Origin of the sequence: Clostridium sp. HMP27 (assembly GCF_000765165.1) — a bacterium.
Classification (GTDB): Bacteria; Bacillota; Clostridia; order Clostridiales; family Clostridiaceae; genus Clostridium_AK.
In genome coordinates this window covers 108,930-128,346 of sequence record NZ_JMFY01000001.1, presented here as the reverse complement: position 1 = coordinate 128,346, position 19,417 = coordinate 108,930, and the positions used below count along the sequence as shown (strand labels likewise).

At 32.4% G+C, this 19,417-nt stretch carries 14 protein-coding genes, 3 tRNA genes and 2 riboswitches; of the genes, 2 read left to right on the top strand and 15 right to left on the bottom strand.

The features are described 5' to 3' along the window. Positions 1 to 2 precede the first annotated feature (2 nt). The 4 genes from DP68_RS00605 to DP68_RS00590 all read right to left on the bottom strand — a co-directional run bounded on the left by DP68_RS00605 (position 3) and on the right by DP68_RS00590 (position 5,087). On the bottom strand, positions 3 to 269 hold the full coding sequence (locus tag DP68_RS00605; RefSeq protein WP_035304766.1) for an EscU/YscU/HrcU family type III secretion system export apparatus switch protein: 267 nt from the start codon (positions 267 to 269) through the stop codon (positions 3 to 5). 20 nt (positions 270 to 289) lie between these two features. Further along, positions 290 to 1,897, bottom strand: coding sequence for a hypothetical protein (locus DP68_RS00600; RefSeq protein WP_035304764.1), 1,608 nt, complete (start codon positions 1,895 to 1,897; stop codon positions 290 to 292). 112 nt (positions 1,898 to 2,009) lie between these two features. Further along, complete coding sequence (locus DP68_RS00595; protein WP_035304762.1) at positions 2,010 to 2,624, bottom strand: ECF transporter S component; 615 nt, start codon at positions 2,622 to 2,624, stop codon at positions 2,010 to 2,012. Between the two features lie 100 nt (positions 2,625 to 2,724). Then, positions 2,725 to 2,838: riboswitch (FMN riboswitch) on the bottom strand. 86 nt (positions 2,839 to 2,924) lie between these two features. Beyond that, a complete protein-coding gene (locus DP68_RS00590) occupies positions 2,925 to 5,087 on the bottom strand; it encodes a Tex family protein (RefSeq protein ID WP_035304760.1) in 2,163 nt (720 codons plus the stop codon). 135 nt (positions 5,088 to 5,222) lie between these two features. Here DP68_RS00590 and DP68_RS00585 point away from each other — a divergent pair, with 135 nt between their 5' ends. Next, positions 5,223 to 6,581 carry a M28 family metallopeptidase gene (locus DP68_RS00585; RefSeq protein ID WP_035304758.1) on the top strand — a complete coding sequence of 453 codons (1,359 nt, stop codon included), beginning with the start codon at positions 5,223 to 5,225 and terminating at the stop codon, positions 6,579 to 6,581. A gap of 73 nt (positions 6,582 to 6,654) precedes the next feature. On the opposite strand, the gene prfB is transcribed toward DP68_RS00585, so the two are convergent. From prfB to DP68_RS00535, 10 genes are all read right to left on the bottom strand, one after another. Next, a protein-coding gene (prfB, locus tag DP68_RS00580) for a peptide chain release factor 2 (RefSeq protein WP_291546766.1) occupies positions 6,655 to 7,756 on the bottom strand; the annotation gives its coding sequence in 2 pieces (ribosomal slippage) (positions 6,655 to 7,677 and positions 7,679 to 7,756; 1,101 coding nt in all). Between the two features lie 98 nt (positions 7,757 to 7,854). Beyond that, complete coding sequence (gene secA, locus DP68_RS00575; RefSeq protein WP_035304754.1) at positions 7,855 to 10,365, bottom strand: preprotein translocase subunit SecA; 2,511 nt, start codon at positions 10,363 to 10,365, stop codon at positions 7,855 to 7,857. Between the two features lie 226 nt (positions 10,366 to 10,591). Then, complete coding sequence (gene raiA / locus DP68_RS00570; protein ID WP_035304752.1) at positions 10,592 to 11,125, bottom strand: ribosome-associated translation inhibitor RaiA; 534 nt, start codon at positions 11,123 to 11,125, stop codon at positions 10,592 to 10,594. A 420-nt stretch (positions 11,126 to 11,545) separates the two neighbouring features. Beyond that, entirely contained in the window at positions 11,546 to 12,223 is a 678-nt protein-coding gene (locus DP68_RS00565; protein WP_035304750.1) for a ComF family protein, read from the bottom strand. Beyond that, on the bottom strand, positions 12,196 to 13,212 hold the full coding sequence (locus DP68_RS00560; protein WP_035304748.1) for a hypothetical protein: 1,017 nt from the start codon (positions 13,210 to 13,212) through the stop codon (positions 12,196 to 12,198). Before DP68_RS00560 ends, DP68_RS00565 begins: the two co-directional genes overlap by 28 nt. A gap of 16 nt (positions 13,213 to 13,228) precedes the next feature. Further along, positions 13,229 to 15,457: an ATP-dependent RecD-like DNA helicase gene (locus tag DP68_RS00555; protein WP_035304746.1), complete on the bottom strand. Its 2,229-nt coding sequence runs from the start codon at positions 15,455 to 15,457 to the stop codon at positions 13,229 to 13,231. 116 nt (positions 15,458 to 15,573) lie between these two features. Beyond that, positions 15,574 to 16,749, bottom strand: coding sequence for a methionine adenosyltransferase (gene metK / locus DP68_RS00550; RefSeq protein WP_035304744.1), 1,176 nt, complete (start codon positions 16,747 to 16,749; stop codon positions 15,574 to 15,576). A gap of 77 nt (positions 16,750 to 16,826) precedes the next feature. Next, positions 16,827 to 16,929: riboswitch (SAM riboswitch) on the bottom strand. Between the two features lie 149 nt (positions 16,930 to 17,078). Then, positions 17,079 to 17,163, bottom strand: a tRNA-Tyr gene (locus tag DP68_RS00545). A gap of 6 nt (positions 17,164 to 17,169) precedes the next feature. Continuing rightward, positions 17,170 to 17,244 (bottom strand) — tRNA-Thr (locus DP68_RS00540). 22 nt (positions 17,245 to 17,266) lie between these two features. Continuing rightward, positions 17,267 to 17,351: transfer RNA gene (locus DP68_RS00535), tRNA-Tyr, on the bottom strand. Between the two features lie 329 nt (positions 17,352 to 17,680). Between DP68_RS00535 and yyaC the strand changes: the two genes are divergently transcribed. Next, positions 17,681 to 18,232 carry a spore protease YyaC gene (gene yyaC, locus DP68_RS00530; protein WP_035304743.1) on the top strand — a complete coding sequence of 184 codons (552 nt, stop codon included), beginning with the start codon at positions 17,681 to 17,683 and terminating at the stop codon, positions 18,230 to 18,232. 74 nt (positions 18,233 to 18,306) lie between these two features. Here yyaC and DP68_RS00525 read toward each other — a convergent pair whose 3' ends face one another. After that, entirely contained in the window at positions 18,307 to 19,335 is a 1,029-nt protein-coding gene (locus DP68_RS00525; RefSeq protein WP_035304742.1) for a rod shape-determining protein, read from the bottom strand. Between the last annotated feature and the right edge of the window lie 82 nt (positions 19,336 to 19,417).

Genomic DNA, 19,417 nt, shown 5'->3' with positions numbered 1-19,417 from the left:
TCTCACCTTCCGTCTAACGTTCCATCCATCTCCATTACATAGGCTATTACTTTAGCTACTACATCATAAATCTCATAGGGAATAGATTCTCCTACATCTACATTAGTAAGTAAACTGGCAAGTTCTTCATCGTAAACTACAGGAACACTATTTTCCTTTGCCTTTTCCAATATTTTATCAGCAACATGCCCCATACCAGCTGCTGTTACTATAGGTGCATCATAATTTTGTTCATATCTTAAAGCAGCAGCCTTTCTCTTCTTTTCCATATCATTCACCTCAAAATACTTTATACCCTTGCATTTACATTACCTAAAAAGCTATCATCAAAAAAATCCCTACAATTTATTATATCAAATTTCTCTTCCTTTTTATCTACAGTTATACATATATTATAATTTAAATTTGTTAAGGATTCTGAAATACTATTTATATTATTCTTTAACAAGTTAATAAATTCCTTTTGAGATTTAATATTGATATCCATATTAGCATTATTGACACTTATAAATGCATCTACTTCTCCCATATTCTTAGTATTAATGGATGCTGCTATTTTTACGCTTTTACTGTCTATCTTTTTGCCCTTTTTTCTTTCATCCTTAATTATTAATTTACATTCATAATTACTATTATCCACATTTACAGGCACATCCATGTAATAATATTGATTAGATACTGAGTTAAACACTTTAAAATCATTTATATGCTGTTTTAAGAACCCGACTATTTTCCCTTCTGATAATATATTTTCTTCTTTAATGTTTTTTATTAGAGAACTTATTGTATTTTTAATTTCCTCGGTTTTCATATCTATATCTTGCTTTACCTTATCAGATAACATTTCTATGGCCTTGTGCTTAAAACTTTCATTTAACTTTTTTTCTATATTTGCATCCTTCTCTATTATTAAATTTTCAGGTTTAGCTTCCATTATATTTTTTTTATTTAAGTTACGGATATCCTCTAATTTAGTATTTTCATCATCATTTTGATTTAATCCTATTTCATTTAATTTTATGTCTTTTTCTGTATTACTTACTAAACTTTTAGGTAAATCTTTGAACTCCTTTGCTACTGGATCACTAAAATCATCTTTTCTTAAACTTAATATACTGCCCTTTGGATGTTCTTGAGATGTATTACTTTCTTTATATACACTACTTTGTTGAGGCATGCTATCTTCCTCAGATATATTACCTTCCCTGACAATATTATAGACAGATGCGCCTTCTTCCTTGAATATCTTATTAAAACTATCTATATTTTCAGAACTTAATTCTATATTATTTTCTATAAAAGTCATAATCTCTTTTGAGTTTAGCTCTGTAAGTTTATTAAAAAACACTTTAAGATTTTCTACTGCACCTTTTCCTTCTGCTGAACTAGGATTTATATTTTTATTTAATAAATACTTATTTATAAATGTATCGATATAATTTTCATCCTTATTGGCATTTTCTTTAAAGCTCTCTATAGATATAATATTTATTATATTTTCTTTAGTAAGAGGTATATTATGTTTTATCATATCCCTTAAAAGTCCATAATTTTCCCTTTTTATATTTAAACATTCATTCTTTAAAAAGTTTTCCAAAGAAGTATCCTCTATGATCTCCCCTTGGCTTTCTTGCCTTACAATTTTAAGCTTAATTTTCCCATCTTCAAAACCTTCAACTTTAAATTTTATTAGTTCTTCTGGGATAAGTTCCAAGGGCTTCTCAAGCTTAGCTGAAAATTGCCATCCGTCTAAAAGTTTTAATAAAATATCTTGCCCTGTTTCTTCTAGAGATACTATTCTTGCTGCAAAAACCTGACCTATTTCAAAAGAAATTTTCCCTTTGATTTTGCTTGAATTTATATTATAATTACTGTTTATATTTAAGATTCCAGCCATAAATCCTACCCCCCTTTTTTATCCTATTATCGATTGACTTATAATAAACCTAAATAACATAAAAAAACAAAATGGCAGCATCTAGATTTTACTAGATTACTACCATTTTAAATTAGTTACTTCGTGCTGCCTTTTTAGCCTCACTGTGAATTAGTGGTGATACGCTCTTATAAATTCCAAGAGTTATAGCTGATACCACAACACCTTTTATAAGGTTAAATGGCACTATGGACCATAATATAAATGTCTTTAAATCCTTTATTGCTGGGTTAACTGCACTTCCCATTTGTACAAAGGCTTCCATCGGAATATGAAGCACCTTTTGATATAGTGGTAAGAATAAATAATAATTTAAAACCCCAGCAACTATAGACATAAATATGCTGCCTACTAATAAGGACATTACAGCCATCTTCTTTGATTTATTATATTTGTACATGTAACCTGCAACAAAAACCATAGCTCCTCCTACTAGGAAGTTAGCTAGTTCTCCAACAAAAGCTGTCTTTGTTCCCATAAGTCCATGTATTATATTTTTGAATAACTCTATAATTACACCTTCTACAGGACCTAATGCAAAAGCTCCTAAAAGTGCAGGTATATCACTTGCATCAATTTTTAAAAACTCTGGGAAAAGTGGTAGTGGCAATTCAATGTACTGAATTAAAAATGCAATAACACTTAATAATGAAATCTTAATAAGCTTGTTCAATTTAAAGTCTCTCATACTTTAACCCTCCTAATTTTATATATCTTCTTTGGGTTAGGTATAATAAAAAATCCCTGATGCTAACAAAATAACATCAGGGCGCAAATAGCTAAAGCCATTATACCTTCTTCCATCCAGACTATACTGTCGGCTTCGGAATTACACCGAATCAGCCTTTCGGCTCGCGGGCTTTACCGCCGGTGGGGACTCACACCCCGCCCTGAAGATAAAAATTAAATTTTTTTATTAATTTTTATTACAATCATATTATATTCTATATAGTCACAATTTTCAACTGGTACTTTTAGAAAATATGAACTAATTCATGTCCTTCATACTTAAAGATATTCTCTTTCTCTTTTCATCCACTTCTAATATCTTTACTTGAACGATATCTCCCACCTTAACTACGTCTAAAGGATGCTTTACAAAGTTATCAGAAAGCTGACTTATATGAACTAATCCATCTTGATGCACTCCTATATCTACAAAGGCACCAAAGTCTGCTACGTTTCTTACTGTTCCCATAAGCATCATTCCTGATTTTAGCTGATTTATATCAATAACTCCAGTCTTAAGTATTGGCTTAGGTAATTCTTCTCTTGGATCTCTTCCTGGTTTTTTAAGTTCCTTTATCATATCAGTTAAAGTAGGTACTCCTATATTTAGCTTTTCTGCTAAAGGTTCTATCCCGATAACTTCTGCTCTTTTGTCTATATCTTGAAGTCTTTTACTCTTTAAGTCATCTTCAGTATAATTAAGAATTTTTAAAAGATTTTTTGCTTCATCATATGATTCTGGATGCACAGAGGTATTGTCTAGTGCTTCCTTACTTTCTAATACCCTTAAAAATCCTGCACATTGTTCAAAAGCCTTAGCCCCAAGTCTTTTTACCTTTAAAAGCTCTTTTCTGCTTTTAAACTTGCCATTTTCCTCTCTATACGCCACTATATTTTGTGCTATTGATGAATTTACTCCTGAAATATAGGATAAAAGTGATGGAGTAGCCACATTTAAATCAACACCTACATTATTAACACAATCTTCTACTGTTCCCTTTAGAGATTCATCTAGCTTTTTAGCAGTTACATCATGCTGATACTGCCCTACCCCTATGGATTTAGGATCTATTTTTACAAGTTCTGCTAGTGGATCTTGAAGTCTTCTTCCTATAGATATAGCTCCTCTTATAGAAACATCTAAATCCGGATATTCCTTAGCTGCAAGTTCTGACGCAGAGTATACTGACGCGCCTGCTTCAGAAACTATTACATAGTACAAATCCTTGCCCCTTTCCTCTTTTACTTCCTTTATAAGTCTTCCTATAACTTCTTCAGACTCCCTGCTTGCAGTACCATTTCCTAGGGATATTACGTCTACATTATGTTTATATACAAGCTCCTTTAAAACCTTTATAGAGCCTTCTACATCATTTTGAGGTGCTGTGGCATAAACTGTAGCCTTTTCTAAAAACTTTCCTGTATCATCTAAAACTGATACTTTACATCCTGTTCTAAATCCAGGGTCATAACCTAAAACTACCTTACCCTTTATAGGAGCTTGCATAAGAAGTGCCTTTAAATTAGCTTTAAATATATTTATTGCTCCTTCTTCTCCCTTGCTTGTAAGATCTGACCTTATTTCTCTTTCTATAGAAGGATATATAAGCCTTTTTAAGGAATCCTCTACACTGTGTTCAAGATATGTATCTGTACTCTTATTTCCTTTTAAAACTCTGCCCTTTAAATACTGTATTATTCTTTCTTGGTCAACTGTTACCTTTACAGATAAAACCTTTTCTTTTTCTCCTCTATTTATTGCAAGTATTCTATGAGAAGGTATATTTCTCACAGCTTCCTTATATTCGTAATACATTTCATAAGGAGTTGGCTCATTACTTTCTCCCTTAGTTTCTATAAAACCTTCTCTAGTTACTAAGTTTCTTATCCACTTTCTATATTCAGCCTCATCAGATATTACTTCACTTATTATATCCTCAGCACCTTGGAGTGCTTCTCCTACTGAATTTACTCCCTTTTCCTCATCTATAAACTCTGATGCATATTCACTTATATCCTCTTTAAATTCTCCACTTAATATAACCTCAGCTAGTGGCTTTAATCCCTTTTCTTCAGCTATAGTTGCACGGGTTCTCTTTTTAGCTTTAAATGGTCTATATATATCCTCAACTTCTGTTAAGGTTTCACACCTTATAACACTTTGTTTAAGCTCTTCTGTAAGCTTTCCCTGTTCTCCTATGATTCTAATAACATCTTCTTTTCTATTTTCTAAATTTGTTAAATAATTAAGTCTTTCATAAAGTTCTCTAAGTACAGTATCGCTTAATCCACCTGTAGCTTCTTTTCTATATCTAGCTATAAAAGGAATCGTGTTTCCTTCATCTAATAACCCTACTACGCTCTTTACTTGACTTAAATTTATATTAAGCTCCTTCGAAAGTCTCTCATGAATATTGCTCATATATACTCCTCCGTTTCTCATTCATCTAACTTATTGGCTAAAATTTTATTAAATATAAGTTTTTTACTAAAGGTATAATACCCATTTAAATTTAATATATTTCTATGGAAATACTTTATTTAATAAGGAGAATTTATGTTTAAGAAATTCCTATATTATTGTACCACATTATTCCTTATTGTTTTCTATTTTAGCTTTAATTTATTCATCAACATAAAGCCCTTTGAAAGCTACAATGTACTTAAAACAATAGAAGCATTATCTTCTGACAAATATAAAGGACGACTTGCAGGAACTCTTGAAAATACAGAGGCCGCTTCTTTTATAAAAGAAAAATTTCAAGAAAATAGTCTTACTCCATTTTACGATAGTTATTATCAGTTTTTTACTACTAACTATCCAAATAAAATAGAGGGAACTCCTACTCTAAGGGTTATAAATACAAAAGGAGATGTAGTAAAAGAGTACTCTTACGGAAATGACTACAAGGAAGACCTGTTAAACTTCAAAGAAAACAAGGTTGTATTTTCAAAAAATGAGGCCTTTTTTAAAGAGGACTTTATTAAAATAGATACCGGAAATATCAATATGGTATTTTATGTTCCTGAAGAAGATACACTTTCTTTTAGAAGTTCTTTTATGTATGATGCTCCTTTGGATATGTATATAATGATTAAATCCTCTACAAAAAAGGATTTAGAAAGATTTCTTGGACTTGGATATATGGTGGAATGTTTTATCCCCTTTGAAGTTAAGCAAGCTTCCATTCCTAATGTAGTTGCGAAAATCAAAGGTAAAAAGCCTAACTACTCTCCTATAGTACTAGGTGCACATTTTGATCACCTAGGCAATGATTTACAAGGTAATTTATATGGCGGCGCACTAGACAACGCTTCTGGAATAGCCTTTATAATTGAAATGAGCAAATATTTAAAATCCCTAGGTGTCCCAGATAAGGATATAGCATTTGTAGGATTTAATGCTGAAGAATTTGGCTGCTTGGGTTCAGCAGAATTTGTTAAAGAGTATAAGCCTATACTTACAAATAGCAAGGTTTTTAACTTTGATATGATTGGAACTAATAATTCAGCTCCTCTTTGTATAATGGGCGGAAAAGAAGATACTGTAAATAATTCCTTTATCAAGTCAGCTGCGGGTACTTGTACTAGAAATAAGATATTCTTTAACTATCTATTTGATGATTCTAGTGACCATTCTTCCTTTAGAAAAGAAAATATAGATGCTATAACTTTTATAGACAATGATACCACAAGGATTCACACTCCTAATGATAAGGCTTCCTTTATAAGCCTGAAAAACATTGATAGATGTTTTAATGTAGTATATAAGGAGGTCATAAAATATGCATTTGGAAATAATCCATTGTATTTTTACTATAAACAAATGCTAATAGCCTCAGCAGGTCTAACACTTATTGGCTTATTTATACTGTCAAAGATTAAAATAAGAGCAAATAATAAAATGTCTAGATAAAAATAATATTTAATCAATAATGGTTAATGTAAAAGGTTACTTTAAGTCACCTTTCTACATTAACCATTATTGATTAGAGACTTTTTAGATATTCATTTATAAACAAATCTATCTCTCCATCCATTACAGCACTTACATTACTGGTTTCAGCTAAAGTTCTATGATCTTTTACTAAACTGTATGGATGAAATACATAGGATCTTATTTGACTTCCCCAACCTATATCCTTAAGTTCTCCAGTTAAATCTTCTATCCGCTCTTTGTGTGCAGCTTCTTTAAGTTCAATAAGCTTTGCCTTAAGCATCTTTAATGCAGTTTCACGATTTGAGTGCTGACTTCTTTCATTTTGACACTGAACTACTATACCTGTAGGTATATGGGTAATTCTAATTGCAGATTCCGTCTTATTTACATGCTGTCCACCAGCTCCCCCAGATCTATAAGTATCTACTTTTAAATCATCAGAATTTATATCTATGTCCTGATTTTCAGTAAGCTCTGGAAGTACTTCAAGAGAAGCAAAGGAGGTTTGTCTCTTACCATTTGCATTAAAGGGTGATATTCTTACAAGTCTGTGTATACCCTTTTCTGCCTTTAAATAGCCGTAAGCAAAGTCACCTATTATATTTAACGTAACCCCTTTAATTCCAGCTTCATCTCCTGGTAAAAAGTCAATTGTCTCTACTTTAAATCCCTTTTTTTCTGCCCATCTTGTATACATTCTAAGAAGCATTTCAGTCCAGTCCTGTGCATCCGTACCTCCAACTCCTGCATGAAGGGTAATAATTGCATTGTTTCTATCATATTCTCCTGAAAGCATCGTTTCTATTCTGAGATTTTCTATTTCCTCATTTAAGTTCGACACTTCTTTTAATATAGCCTTAACTTCAGATTCATCTTCTTCCTCTGTGATTATGTCTATAAATTCTTCGCTATCTTGAGCTCTAGTATTTAAGTCATTGAATCTTCCTATTCTATCCTTAAGAAACTTTTCTTCCTGTGTTATTTGCTGCGCTCTATCCAAATTACCCCAAAAATCTGACTCTTGCATTATATTATGTAGTTCTTCTATTCTCGATTGAAGTCTTGGGAGGTCAAAGTGAACCACCTATTTCCTTTAAAGTGTTCTGCATCTTTACTAAATCTTCTTTCGCTTCTTGTAATTTTATAAGCACCTTAACTTCACCCCTTTATATTTCTTTGATTGTATAACAGAATGGAGAGGTAGTCGCCCCACCTTCTCCATTCAAACAATGCTTATATTAAATTTTAATTACGCTTCTCTTCCACAGCAATTTTTATACTTTTTGCCGCTTCCACATGGACATAAGTCATTTCTTCCGACTTTATGTTCCTTTTTTACAGGTTCCTTTTTTACTCCATCTCCACTTTCATAGTTAGTAGCAGTTTCCTTTGCTACTCTTTCCCTTTCAGGAGCACTTTGAATTTGAACATGGAATAAATATTTTACAGTATCTACTTTAATACCATAAATCATTTCATCAAACATTTCACTTCCTTCAAACTGATAAGCTTGAACTGGATCCTGCTGCTTATATGCTCTAAGTCCCATACCTTGTTTTAAGTGATCCATGTTATCTATATGATCTATCCATTTGGTATCAACAACTCTTAATATTATAACTCTTTCTATTTCTCTCATTTGTTCGGAAGTAAAGTCTTCTTCCTTTTCTACATACATATTTTCAGCTATAGTTAAAAGTTTTTCCTTTATTTCTTCATGAGATAACACAGATAGCTGTTCAACTTTTACATAATCCTTTGGTAAATATATATCTTCAAGATAATCTATAAGCTTTTCTATATCAGACTCAAGCTCATCCTCTACTCCTGAAATATGTGAATCCACTGCAGCATATATGACTTCTCTTATCATTTGCTGAACTTGATCCTTTAAATCCTCACCTTCTAAAACTTCAGAACGCTGTTTATATATTATTTCTCTTTGCTTATTTATAACATCATCATACTGAATAAGAGTTTTTCTAACATCAAAGTTATTTCCTTCTACCTTCTTTTGAGCATTTTCTATAGCTCCGCTAACCATTTTACTTTCTATCGCTTCATCATCACCAAGACCTAATTTCTCAACTATTCCCTTTAGCTTATCAGATCCAAATATTCTCATAAGATCATCTTCTAAGGATACAAAAAATCTTGATTCACCTGGATCTCCTTGACGCCCTGAACGTCCTCTCAACTGATTATCTATTCTTCTAGATTCATGTCTTTCTGTACCTATTATTTTAAGTCCGCCTGCTTCTGTTACTCCTTCACCAAGCTTAATATCAGTACCACGCCCTGCCATATTTGTCGCAATAGTTACCATACCATATTCACCAGCATGAGCTACTATTTCAGCTTCCTTTTCATGATACTTAGCATTAAGGACTTGATGCGGAATCCCCTTCTTCTTTAGCATTTCAGAAATAAGCTCCGACTTCTCGATACTTACGGTACCTACAAGTGTTGGTTGGCCCTTTTTATGAGTTTCTATTATTTCCTCTACTATGGCTTTATATTTACCCTTGGCAGTTTTATAAATCACATCTGGCTGATCTTTTCTTATAACTGGCTTATGAGTTGGCACTACTATAACATCTAATCCATATATTTCCCTAAACTCATTTTCTTCTGTTAACGCTGTACCTGTCATACCGGAAAGCTTTTTAAATATTCTAAAGTAATTTTGGTAAGTTATCGTAGCTAAAGTTTTAGATTCTCTTTCTACTTTAACCCCTTCCTTTGCTTCTATGGCCTGATGAAGACCATCACTATATCTTCTACCTTCCATTACTCTTCCTGTAAACTCATCAACTATCACTACTTCATCATCTTTTACTATATAGTCCTTTTCTTTCTTCATCATATAGTTAGCCTTTAACGCCTGAACTACGTGATGTTGAACTTCCATATTTTCTGGATCTGCATAGTTTTCTAATCTAAAGTATCTTTCAGCCTTCTCTATACCTTCATCGGTAAGTATTACTGAATTTGCCTTTTCATCTGTAGTAAAGTCTTTTTCTTTTACTAATGACTTAGCAAAATAATCTGCCACTTTATAAAACTCCGTGGATTTTTCTCCTTGACCAGAAATTATTAGCGGTGTTCTAGCCTCATCTATAAGTATTGAGTCAACTTCGTCCACTATAGCAAAGTTAAGAGGTCTTTGAACTCTTTCTTCTTTGTATATAACCATGTTATCTCTTAAATAATCAAATCCAAATTCACTATTTGTTCCATATGTAATATCTGAATTATATGCTTCCTGTCTCTCTGATGGTTCTAATTCATGTAAAATAACTCCTACCTTAAGTCCTAAAAATTCATAAACAGGATTCATTATGTCTCTGTCTCTTTTTGCAAGATAATCGTTAACTGTGACTATGTGAACACCTTTACCAGATAGAGAATTTAAGTATGCCGGAAGTGTTGCAACTAAAGTCTTTCCTTCACCTGTTTTCATTTCTGCTATTCTTCCTTGATGAAGGACAATCCCCCCCATAAGCTGTTCTCTATAATGCTTAAGTCCTATGCTTCTCCATGAAGCCTCTCTAACCACTGCAAATGCTTCTACTAATATATCATCTAAGGTTTCACCCTTAGCTACTCTCTCTTTAAATTCTGATGTCTTATTTCTTAACTCTTCATCACTTAATGATTTTATTTTTTCATCTAATGCATCTATCTTATCAACTATAGGTACTATTCTTTTTAATTCCCTATCACTGTAACTCCCAAATATCTTTTCCATTAAACCCATATTTTTTCATCCTCACTATATAAAATATTTATTGTATACCTTATAGATTATAACACCTAATTTATTTGTATTCAACTTATTGTGGCTTTTGTTAATTCTAAATTCTTATTTCTATCATCTTCAAAATATAAGATAATTAATATAATCAAGCTCTATAATTGAAATATTTATTTTTAAATTTATGTATACTCCAAATTAAAATAGAGGGATTTCTCCCTCTATTTCACTATCTTTCTGGTTCTATTAAACCATAATCTCCATCTTTTCTCTTATAGATTACATTTACTTTTCCATTATCGTCACTTTCAAACACATAAAAATTGTGTCCTAAAAGCTCCATTTGAAGCACAGCCTCTTCTGCAGACATTGGTTTCATTGCAAATCTCTTTGTTCTTACTATGGCTGGTTCTGAGGTATCCATATATTTATCTTCAAAGCTTGAAATATACTGAAATCTTAGAGAATCTCCATTATTTCTTCTTTGAAGTTTTGTTTTTTGCTTTCTTATTTGTCTTTCTAATTTATCTAATACTAAATCTATAGATGCATACATATCATCGCTAGTTTCTTCTCCCCTTAATATAACTCCATTAAAAGGTATTGTAACTTCGATAGTATGATCATTTTTATAAACACTTAGTGTAGCAGTTACCTCAACATTTGGACTAAAATACTTGCTAAGTTTGTCCAACTTCTTTTCCACTATACTTTTCAAAGCATTTGTAAGTTCTATGTTTTTCCCTTTTATAGTTACTCTCATTATCTTCAGCCCCTCTCTTTAACTCTTAATAGAGTAATGTCTTGTTGTTAATTCTATTTTAATACGAATTGCAACAAATAACAAGTAGAATTTTTAGAATTTACAAAATATTAAATTAAATTTCAAAATTCAACAAAGTTCCGCCAAAAAAATAAAATCTTATTGCTTAAAAACAATAAGATTTTTATATTAAGTTAGCTGACCTGATCTTTGACCCCACACTCGCCTGCTGGAGCTTTTGCTACCCAGAATTACCCTCTCACTACTTACACTCTCGTTAAGATACAAAGCGTATCTCTTCGGCAGGACTTACTTCTAAGCCGCACCATGATCATTAAACATTTTATTTAATTTACGTGGATCGTTTTGCCTGCGACTGGCATCGACTTTCAATCACAGACCTAACTCAATATAATAAAATTATACCTTACTTTTCGCTGCAGTCAAGATATTAATTTTTTCCACTCCAGATTTTATTAGTTCATACGAGCAAAAATATGCCGTAGACCCTGTAGTAAACACGTCATCCACTAATAATACCTTTTTATTTTTTATCATCTGAGGTTTCTTAACTTTAAAGCAATCCCTCATATTTTCCCATCTCTGTTTTTGACTTAACCCTATTTGATCCTTAGTTTCCTTTGTTTTTATGAGACAGTCCGCCACAGGTATATTAAATTCCTTACTTAATAAATTACACAAAAACTTACTTTGATTATATCCCCTAGACTTTAATGACCTTTTAGTCATAGGAACATACGTAATAAAATCTATATCATAACTTAAATTTTTAATTCTATCCCTCATATAAGAGGCTATTATTTCTCCACTTTGAAAATCACTTTTGTATTTAAGTCTTCTTATAAGTTCCATCATAGTTCCTGTATAGTATGCGGCACTATAACAATTTATAAACTTATCTAAACATCTCATGGTATAAACATTATGAGACAAAACTATATACTTCTTGCATTCATCACATAGGTCAATTTTCTCTAGATAGCTTTCACATATTATACATTGAGACTTATTATCATATATAACTTCAAAAATACATTCCTTAATAAATTCTAATAACTTAAGAAACCCATATCCCATGCTTCTTTATTAAAACTCCTTGCTAACTCTTTAGCCTTATCCATATCCTCAGTTTCTTCATTTGATACATATATAACCTCTTTAAAATTTGATTCATAAGAATTTATAACTCCACAAAAGTGAAATAATTTTTTGTAATCATATAGCTTATAATCTGCGAAAAATACCATTAGATTTGCATTCGCAAAATACGTAGGTATATTCTCGAAGGTATATGTTATAAGAACCGCGCTTTTTACCTTAGCAAATTTCAAAAAACTTTTTTCTTTCCCCTCTTCCCAAGAACATAACACACTCTTATTTAACTTTTTACAGTAAAATCTTATATAGCTAGCTACCTTCAATCCCTTTTCTAGATCAGGTATATATATTACTACCTTTCTATCCTCATAAAGGGACCACTTTAAATAGTCATATATTATATATGGTATGTCTTCTTCTAAGTTTATCTTTGTAGTTATGGTTCTAGGTTCAACGATAGGATGAGGCCATTCACTTACAGGTATAATTATTTCCCTTTTCCCTTTAAATATACTTTCTACCCCACAGTATATAAATTTACCTTCATCCTTACTCATCCTTGCCATTATGTCTATGATTTCATATGAAGTATGATGAGGAAATGCTCTAGTATCATCAAATATAACTAAATCAAAATCTCTCATGATTTCCAATGCATTAGCAGCTTTAACTATGATAAATTTACTTTTGAGTTTAATATCTCCTCGCCTCAAATAACTGTACCCTCTAAAACTGCTATTCTTTTTTATTTTTTCTAGAATATCTACATATTCTTCATCTTCATTACTTATATACAATATGCTTTTTCCTTTATTCATATACTCTAAGATACTATATATGAATATATCTGTAGATGCACAAGGAATGGTTATAATATTTAAAAATTGTTCATTTGAAAATAACCATCTTTGTATTAATTGAGATACTTTTTTTCTTTTCTCTCTTATTACAGCATTTTTAGTATTCATATACTTCACTCCATTACTAATCTTCTATAGCATTTTCTAAAACATTAGTTATTCTCCATTTTAGCAAGGAATATCTTTCAAAACTTCTATTATTATCTATCATAAATTTCATAGCCTTTATTGAACCTACTAGAACTACTAACTTCTTTGCACGAGTTATTCCTGTATAAAGCAAATTCCTATTCATAAGCATTGGAGGTCCCATAAACATAGGTATGATAACCACTGGGAATTCACTTCCTTGGCTTTTATGTATGGTTACAGCATATGCTAAATCTATCTCATCTAAATAAGTATCTTCATAAACTACTTTTCTTTCTTCATCAAATATTATGCTTAAAGTATTTTCTTCCTCATTTATTTCATCTATATATCCTACATCCCCATTAAACACTCCTACCCCTTCTTCTTCCCCATCACCTTTAATTCTCTTCCACTTCAAAGAATAGTTATTCTTTATTTGCATTACCTTATCCCCAACTCTAAGGACATTATCTCTAGACTTCTTTTCATTTTTCCACTTTCCAGGGGGATTTAATACTTCCTGAAGTCCCTTATTAAGATTTTCTACTCCCAATATGCCCTTTCTCATTGGTGTAAGTATTTGTATATGTCTTTGTTTATCCCATTCCTTATTAAACTTTGGTAATCTTTCACTTATAAGCGCCATTAATATATCCGATGTAGATGAGCTTTCTTCACTATTTATAAAATAAAAGTCCTTATCCCTTCCGTTTAGTAAAGGCATTTCTCCATTATTTATTTTATGGGCATTTACAGTTATCATGCTTTGTGAAGACTGTCTAAAGATGTCTTTAAGCCTTATTACCTTAACACAGTTACTATCAATTAAATCCCTAAGCACATTTCCTGGTCCAACTGATGGTAACTGATCCACATCCCCAACAATTATAAGCCTAGTTCCAAGCGCTATAGATTTAAGAAGATTATTCATAAGCATTATATCTATCATAGATGCCTCATCTATAATTACTGCATCACATTCTAGCGGAGTTTCTTCTGTTCTTGAAAACATCATATCTTCATCTTCTCCTGCACCCATTTCTAAAAGCCTATGAATAGTTTTCGCTTCTTTTCCAGTAGCTTCTGTCATTCTCTTTGCAGCTCTGCCAGTAGGTGCCCCCATAAAGACTCTAAGTCCATGTTTTTCAAATATATATGTAATGCAATTTATTATAGTCGTTTTTCCTGTCCCTGGGCCTCCTGTTATAATTTCAACTCCATTAGCTACTGCACCCTTTATAGCTTCTATTTGAGAAGATGCAAAAGATATCCCTCTCTCCTGCTCAAATTTCATTATTTCCTCATCTACATTCAACTCCAACTCATCATATTTCGCTATAGATAAGGTTAGTATCTTCTTTGTTACTCCAAGCTCACAATAATAATAGGGAATAGTAAATATGCATTCTTTATTGTTAACCGTTTCTACTTTTATTTTTCCATGAAATGCACTCTGCATTATTCCCTCTTTTATATTTTCATCACTTACTCCTAATATATCTCTTCCGTCATTTAAGAGCCTTTCCACAGGTATATAGGTATTTCCCAATGCACAAAATTGATTTATTATATAATTTATTCCGCTCTCTATTCTAAAGGATGAATTCAAATCTATTCCTAAGCTTCTTGCAATCTTATCCGCAGTTTTAAATCCTATTCCTGAAATTTCTTCTGTTAATATATATGGATTTTCTTTTATAATCTTTACAGAATCAGCCTTAAATCTTTTATATATTTTTACACATTGGTTAGGAGTAACTCCATAACTTTGAAAAAACATCATTACAGTTCTTAATTCCTTTTGTTTACCGTAGGACTCATATATAATAGCTATCTTTTTTTCTCCTACACCCTCTATTCCCCTTAACTTCTCTATATCATTTTCTAATATATTTAAAGACTCTTCTCCAAACTTCTCCACTATTTTTTTAGCAGTTACAGGCCCTATCCCAGCTATTACTCCCGATGCTAAATATCTTTCTATACCACTTACAGAATCAGGGACCACTTCCTCACAACTTTCAACCTTAAACTGTTCTCCAAATTGAGGATGAACTGCCCACTGTCCTTTAAGTTTCAAGCCCTGTCCTTCACTAATATAGGGAATGCATCCAACAAAGGTTGTATAATAACTTTTATTATCTTTTAATCTTGCTACTACATAACCATTTTCATCATTTTTAAATATTATGGAATCTACAATTCCCTGTATTTCTTCCATATAATCTTCTCCTGTTCTACTTAATACTATAAGACGATATCTATAATACAATTATAACATAATTATATTGATTAAATAAAAAAACCCCCTTCATGAATTGAAGGGAGTTTTTACTACTATAAATATTTTTTTATTTCTTCTACTTTATTAAGTTTTTCCCATGGTAAGTCTAAGTCATTTCTTCCGAAATGTCCATAGGCTGCCACTTGCTTATAAATAGGTCTTCTAAGATCAAGATCTCTGATTATTGCACCTGGTCTTAAATCAAATACCTTATTTATTATTTCAATAATTTTATCATGTTCAACTTTGTTCGTTCCAAAGGTTTCCACCTCTACTGACACTGGGTGTGCAACACCTATAGCATACGCTAGCTCTATTTCAAGCTTATCAGCTATTCCAGCAGCTACTAAGTTCTTAGCAACCCATCTGGCTGCATAAGCTGCGGATCTATCAACCTTTGTTGGATCTTTTCCTGAGAAAGCTCCACCACCATGTCTTCCATATCCACCATAAGTATCAACTATAATTTTTCTTCCTGTAAGTCCAGTATCTCCTTGTGGACCTCCAACAACAAACTTACCAGTTGGATTTATGTAGTATTTGGTTTTTTCATCAAGTAATTCAGCTGGAATAACAGCTTTTATAACATGCTCCATTAAATCCTTATTAATCTGTTCCTGTGTTACTTCAGGTCCATGTTGAGTAGAAATAACGATTGCATCTATTCTCACTGGTTTATCATCTTCATATTCAACTGTAACCTGAGTTTTTCCATCTGGTCTTAGATAATCTAATGTGTCATTTTTTCTAACTTCTGTTAGTCTTCTTGATAATCTATGAGCCATTGCTATTGGCATTGGCATAAACTCTGGAGTTTCAGTAGCTGCATAACCAAACATCATACCTTGGTCTCCTGCGCCAACAGACTCAACCTCATCCTTGCTAGTACCTCTTGATTCTAATGCGTCATCAACCCCCATTGCAATATCAGGAGATTGTTCATCTATTGAAGTCAATACTGAACAAGTATCAGCATCAAAGCCATACTTAGCTCTTGTATATCCTATTTCTCTCACTGTTTCTCTAACAACTTTAGGAATATCAACATAACATGATGTTGTTATTTCTCCCATAACCATAACCATTCCTGTTGTAGCCGTAGTTTCACATGCAACTCTTGCCTTAGAATCTTGAGCCAATATAGCATCTAATACAGCATCAGAGATTTGGTCACAAATTTTGTCCGGATGTCCTTCAGTAACGGATTCTGATGTGAATAATCTTCTCATTTTTGCACCTCCAATGAAAAATATAATATGTAAAATAAAAAACCTCTTCGATAAGAAGAGGCTTAATTTGCATTCCTCTCTTATCTCGCAGAACAAACCTGCAGGAATTGGCACCTTGGTACAAAGTACTTGGTTGCCGGGTTTCATAGGGCCCTTTCCCTCCACCTCTCTTGATAAGAGTTTTCTATTAAATTTACTAGCATATATTAGCACAATAATAATCTTGTGTCAATATCAAGTTTAATTGTTATGTATCCTATGATCGATAATCTATAAGCTATAAGCTATTAAACAAATGAATATAAAAAAAGACACCGCTTTGGTGTCTTTGGTGGAGGAAGATGGATTCGAACCATCGAAGTCACTGACAACAGATTTACAGTCTGCCCCCTTTGGCCGCTCGGGAATTCCTCCATATAATGGAGCTGGCAATAGGAATCGAACCTACAACCTGCTGATTACAAGTCAGCTGCTCTACCGTTGAGCCATGCCAGCATATGGATATATTAAATTATTGTGGTGGAGGAAGATGGATTCGAACCATCGAAGTCACTGACAACAGATTTACAGTCTGCCCCCTTTGGCCGCTCGGGAATTCCTCCATTATAAGTTTCATAACTTGTTTAACAAGTTAATAACCTTATTATTAAATTATCTTAGCGCGTTTCCGCACTTAATAACTTCAACATGGATTAGTATACAATCTTATAGTCTAAATTTCAAATGCAATATAGGCCTATTAAACAAATCCTTCTTTAATATACTCTATTTCATTCTCATTTACTCCATATTACACCATTATTTTATTATATTTATCATATTTCTTATAGTTGATTTAGCTAATAAAAATTAATATTATCTAAAAAACATCTTTTTTCTTTTAATATTTATCACACAGCTCTCATATAAATTATTAAGGGAGGTGTAACTATTGAATAAAGCTAGAACTCATTTTAACAATTCTTTAGGATATTATGAAATTGGAGAGTTTATAAAAAATTATATTATGAAAGACACTATAATAGTATGTATAGGCACAGATAGATGTATAGGAGATTGTCTTGGCCCATTAGTTGGCACTCTACTTAAAGATAAGAGTTTCCCTCTTCCAGTATTCGGAACAATATCTGATCCTATACACGCTTTAAATTTAGATAGAAAATTATATGAAATAAGTTTACTTCATCCTAGTGCAAATATAATAGGAATAGATGCATGCCTTGGTGATGAAGATAATGTAGGAGAAATACAAGCCAGGGATTATCCAATCCATCCTGGAAAAGGCGTAGGTAAAACCCTCCCCCTTGTAGGAAAGTCCTCCATAATAGGAATTGTAGACTCAACTGATGCTAACGTATTTAATAATAACAATATACGTCTTAGTTTAATTTTTAATATGGCTAAAGTAATCTGCGACGCCTTATTTCATGCTTATCATTTAAGCTCCAGCACTCTATCCGATATAAAAGACTGCCTTCTATAAAAAAATAAGTGCTTTCGCTTATATTTAATAAGACGAAAGCACTTATTATGCTTTTATTCCACTAAAGCATATCATTATAATAATGATATATCATCTCCAGAAAGGGATCCATCCAATTTGTCCAAATAATCCAAAAACTTACCTGTGCCCATTGCTACACAAGAAACAGAATCCTCTACGATACAAACTGGTACCTTTGTAACGTCTTGAATTAATTTATCAAGACCATTTAAGAGGGCTCCCCCTCCAGTCATAACTATTCCTTTATCTGCTATATCTGCAGCTAATTCAGGTGGGGTTTTTTCTAAAACTGAATGTGTGCATTCTGCAATAGAATTTACAGTTTCACTTAGGGCTTGCCTCATTTCTTCTGAGGAAACATTTATATTTTTAGGAAGGCCAGACACCAAGTCTCTTCCTCTTATTTCCATACTAACTTCTTCTTCTCTTACATATGCTGATCCTATATTAATTTTTAAATCTTCAGCAGTTCTTTCTCCTATCATGAGCTTGTGTTTCTTTCTTACATATCTTATAATAGCTTCATCAAAAGTATCTCCTGCAACCTTTATAGAAGATCTTACTACTATTCCTCCAAGAGAAATAACGGCAATATCTGTTGTTCCCCCACCTATATCTATCACCATATTTCCACTAGCCTTAGTGATATCTACACCCGCTCCAATGGCTGCAGCTAAAGGCTCCTCTATCAAAAACACTTTTTTTGCGCCAGCATTCTTAGCAGCATCAATAACGGCTCTCTTTTCTACTCCTGTAGCTTCACAAGGTATACAAACCACAACTCGGGGGGAAACCATCTTTTTCTTTCCACAGGCTTTCCTTAAAAAATGTTCTAACATTTTTTCCGTCAAGTCATAATCAGAAATAACTCCATCTCTCAAGGGTCTAATAGCTACAATATTACCAGGAGTTCTACCAATCATTTGTCTAGCTTCCTCCCCTACAGCTAAGACTCTATTATTAGTTTTATCTATCGCTACTACTGAAGGTTCTTTCAAAATAACTCCTTTACCCTTTGCATAAACCAGTACTGTAGCTGTACCAAGATCTATACCCATATCTGTACCCATTTTAAAAAACATCCCTATTATCTCCACCTACTCTTTCCATAACATTTTGCAACAAAATGCAACTTCATATATTTTACGACATAATTTTATTATA

Bases quoted from the DNA above. Each gene is read 5' to 3' on its own strand.
- DP68_RS00605 (WP_035304766.1), bottom strand. From the start codon at position 269: ATGGAAAAGAAGAGAAAGGCTGCTGCTTTAAGATATGAACAAAATTAT.
- DP68_RS00600 (WP_035304764.1), bottom strand. From the start codon at position 1,897: ATGGCTGGAATCTTAAATATAAACAGTAATTATAATATAAATTCAAGC.
- DP68_RS00595 (WP_035304762.1), bottom strand. From the start codon at position 2,624: ATGAGAGACTTTAAATTGAACAAGCTTATTAAGATTTCATTATTAAGT.
- DP68_RS00590 (WP_035304760.1), bottom strand. From the start codon at position 5,087: ATGAGCAATATTCATGAGAGACTTTCGAAGGAGCTTAATATAAATTTA.
- DP68_RS00585 (WP_035304758.1), top strand. From the start codon at position 5,223: ATGTTTAAGAAATTCCTATATTATTGTACCACATTATTCCTTATTGTT.
- secA (WP_035304754.1), bottom strand. From the start codon at position 10,365: ATGGGTTTAATGGAAAAGATATTTGGGAGTTACAGTGATAGGGAATTA.
- raiA (WP_035304752.1), bottom strand. From the start codon at position 11,125: ATGAGAGTAACTATAAAAGGGAAAAACATAGAACTTACAAATGCTTTG.
- DP68_RS00565 (WP_035304750.1), bottom strand. From the start codon at position 12,223: ATGGGATATGGGTTTCTTAAGTTATTAGAATTTATTAAGGAATGTATT.
- DP68_RS00560 (WP_035304748.1), bottom strand. From the start codon at position 13,212: ATGAATACTAAAAATGCTGTAATAAGAGAGAAAAGAAAAAAAGTATCT.
- DP68_RS00555 (WP_035304746.1), bottom strand. From the start codon at position 15,457: ATGGAAGAAATACAGGGAATTGTAGATTCCATAATATTTAAAAATGAT.
- metK (WP_035304744.1), bottom strand. From the start codon at position 16,749: ATGAGAAGATTATTCACATCAGAATCCGTTACTGAAGGACATCCGGAC.
- DP68_RS00525 (WP_035304742.1), bottom strand. From the start codon at position 19,335: ATGTTTTTTAAAATGGGTACAGATATGGGTATAGATCTTGGTACAGCT.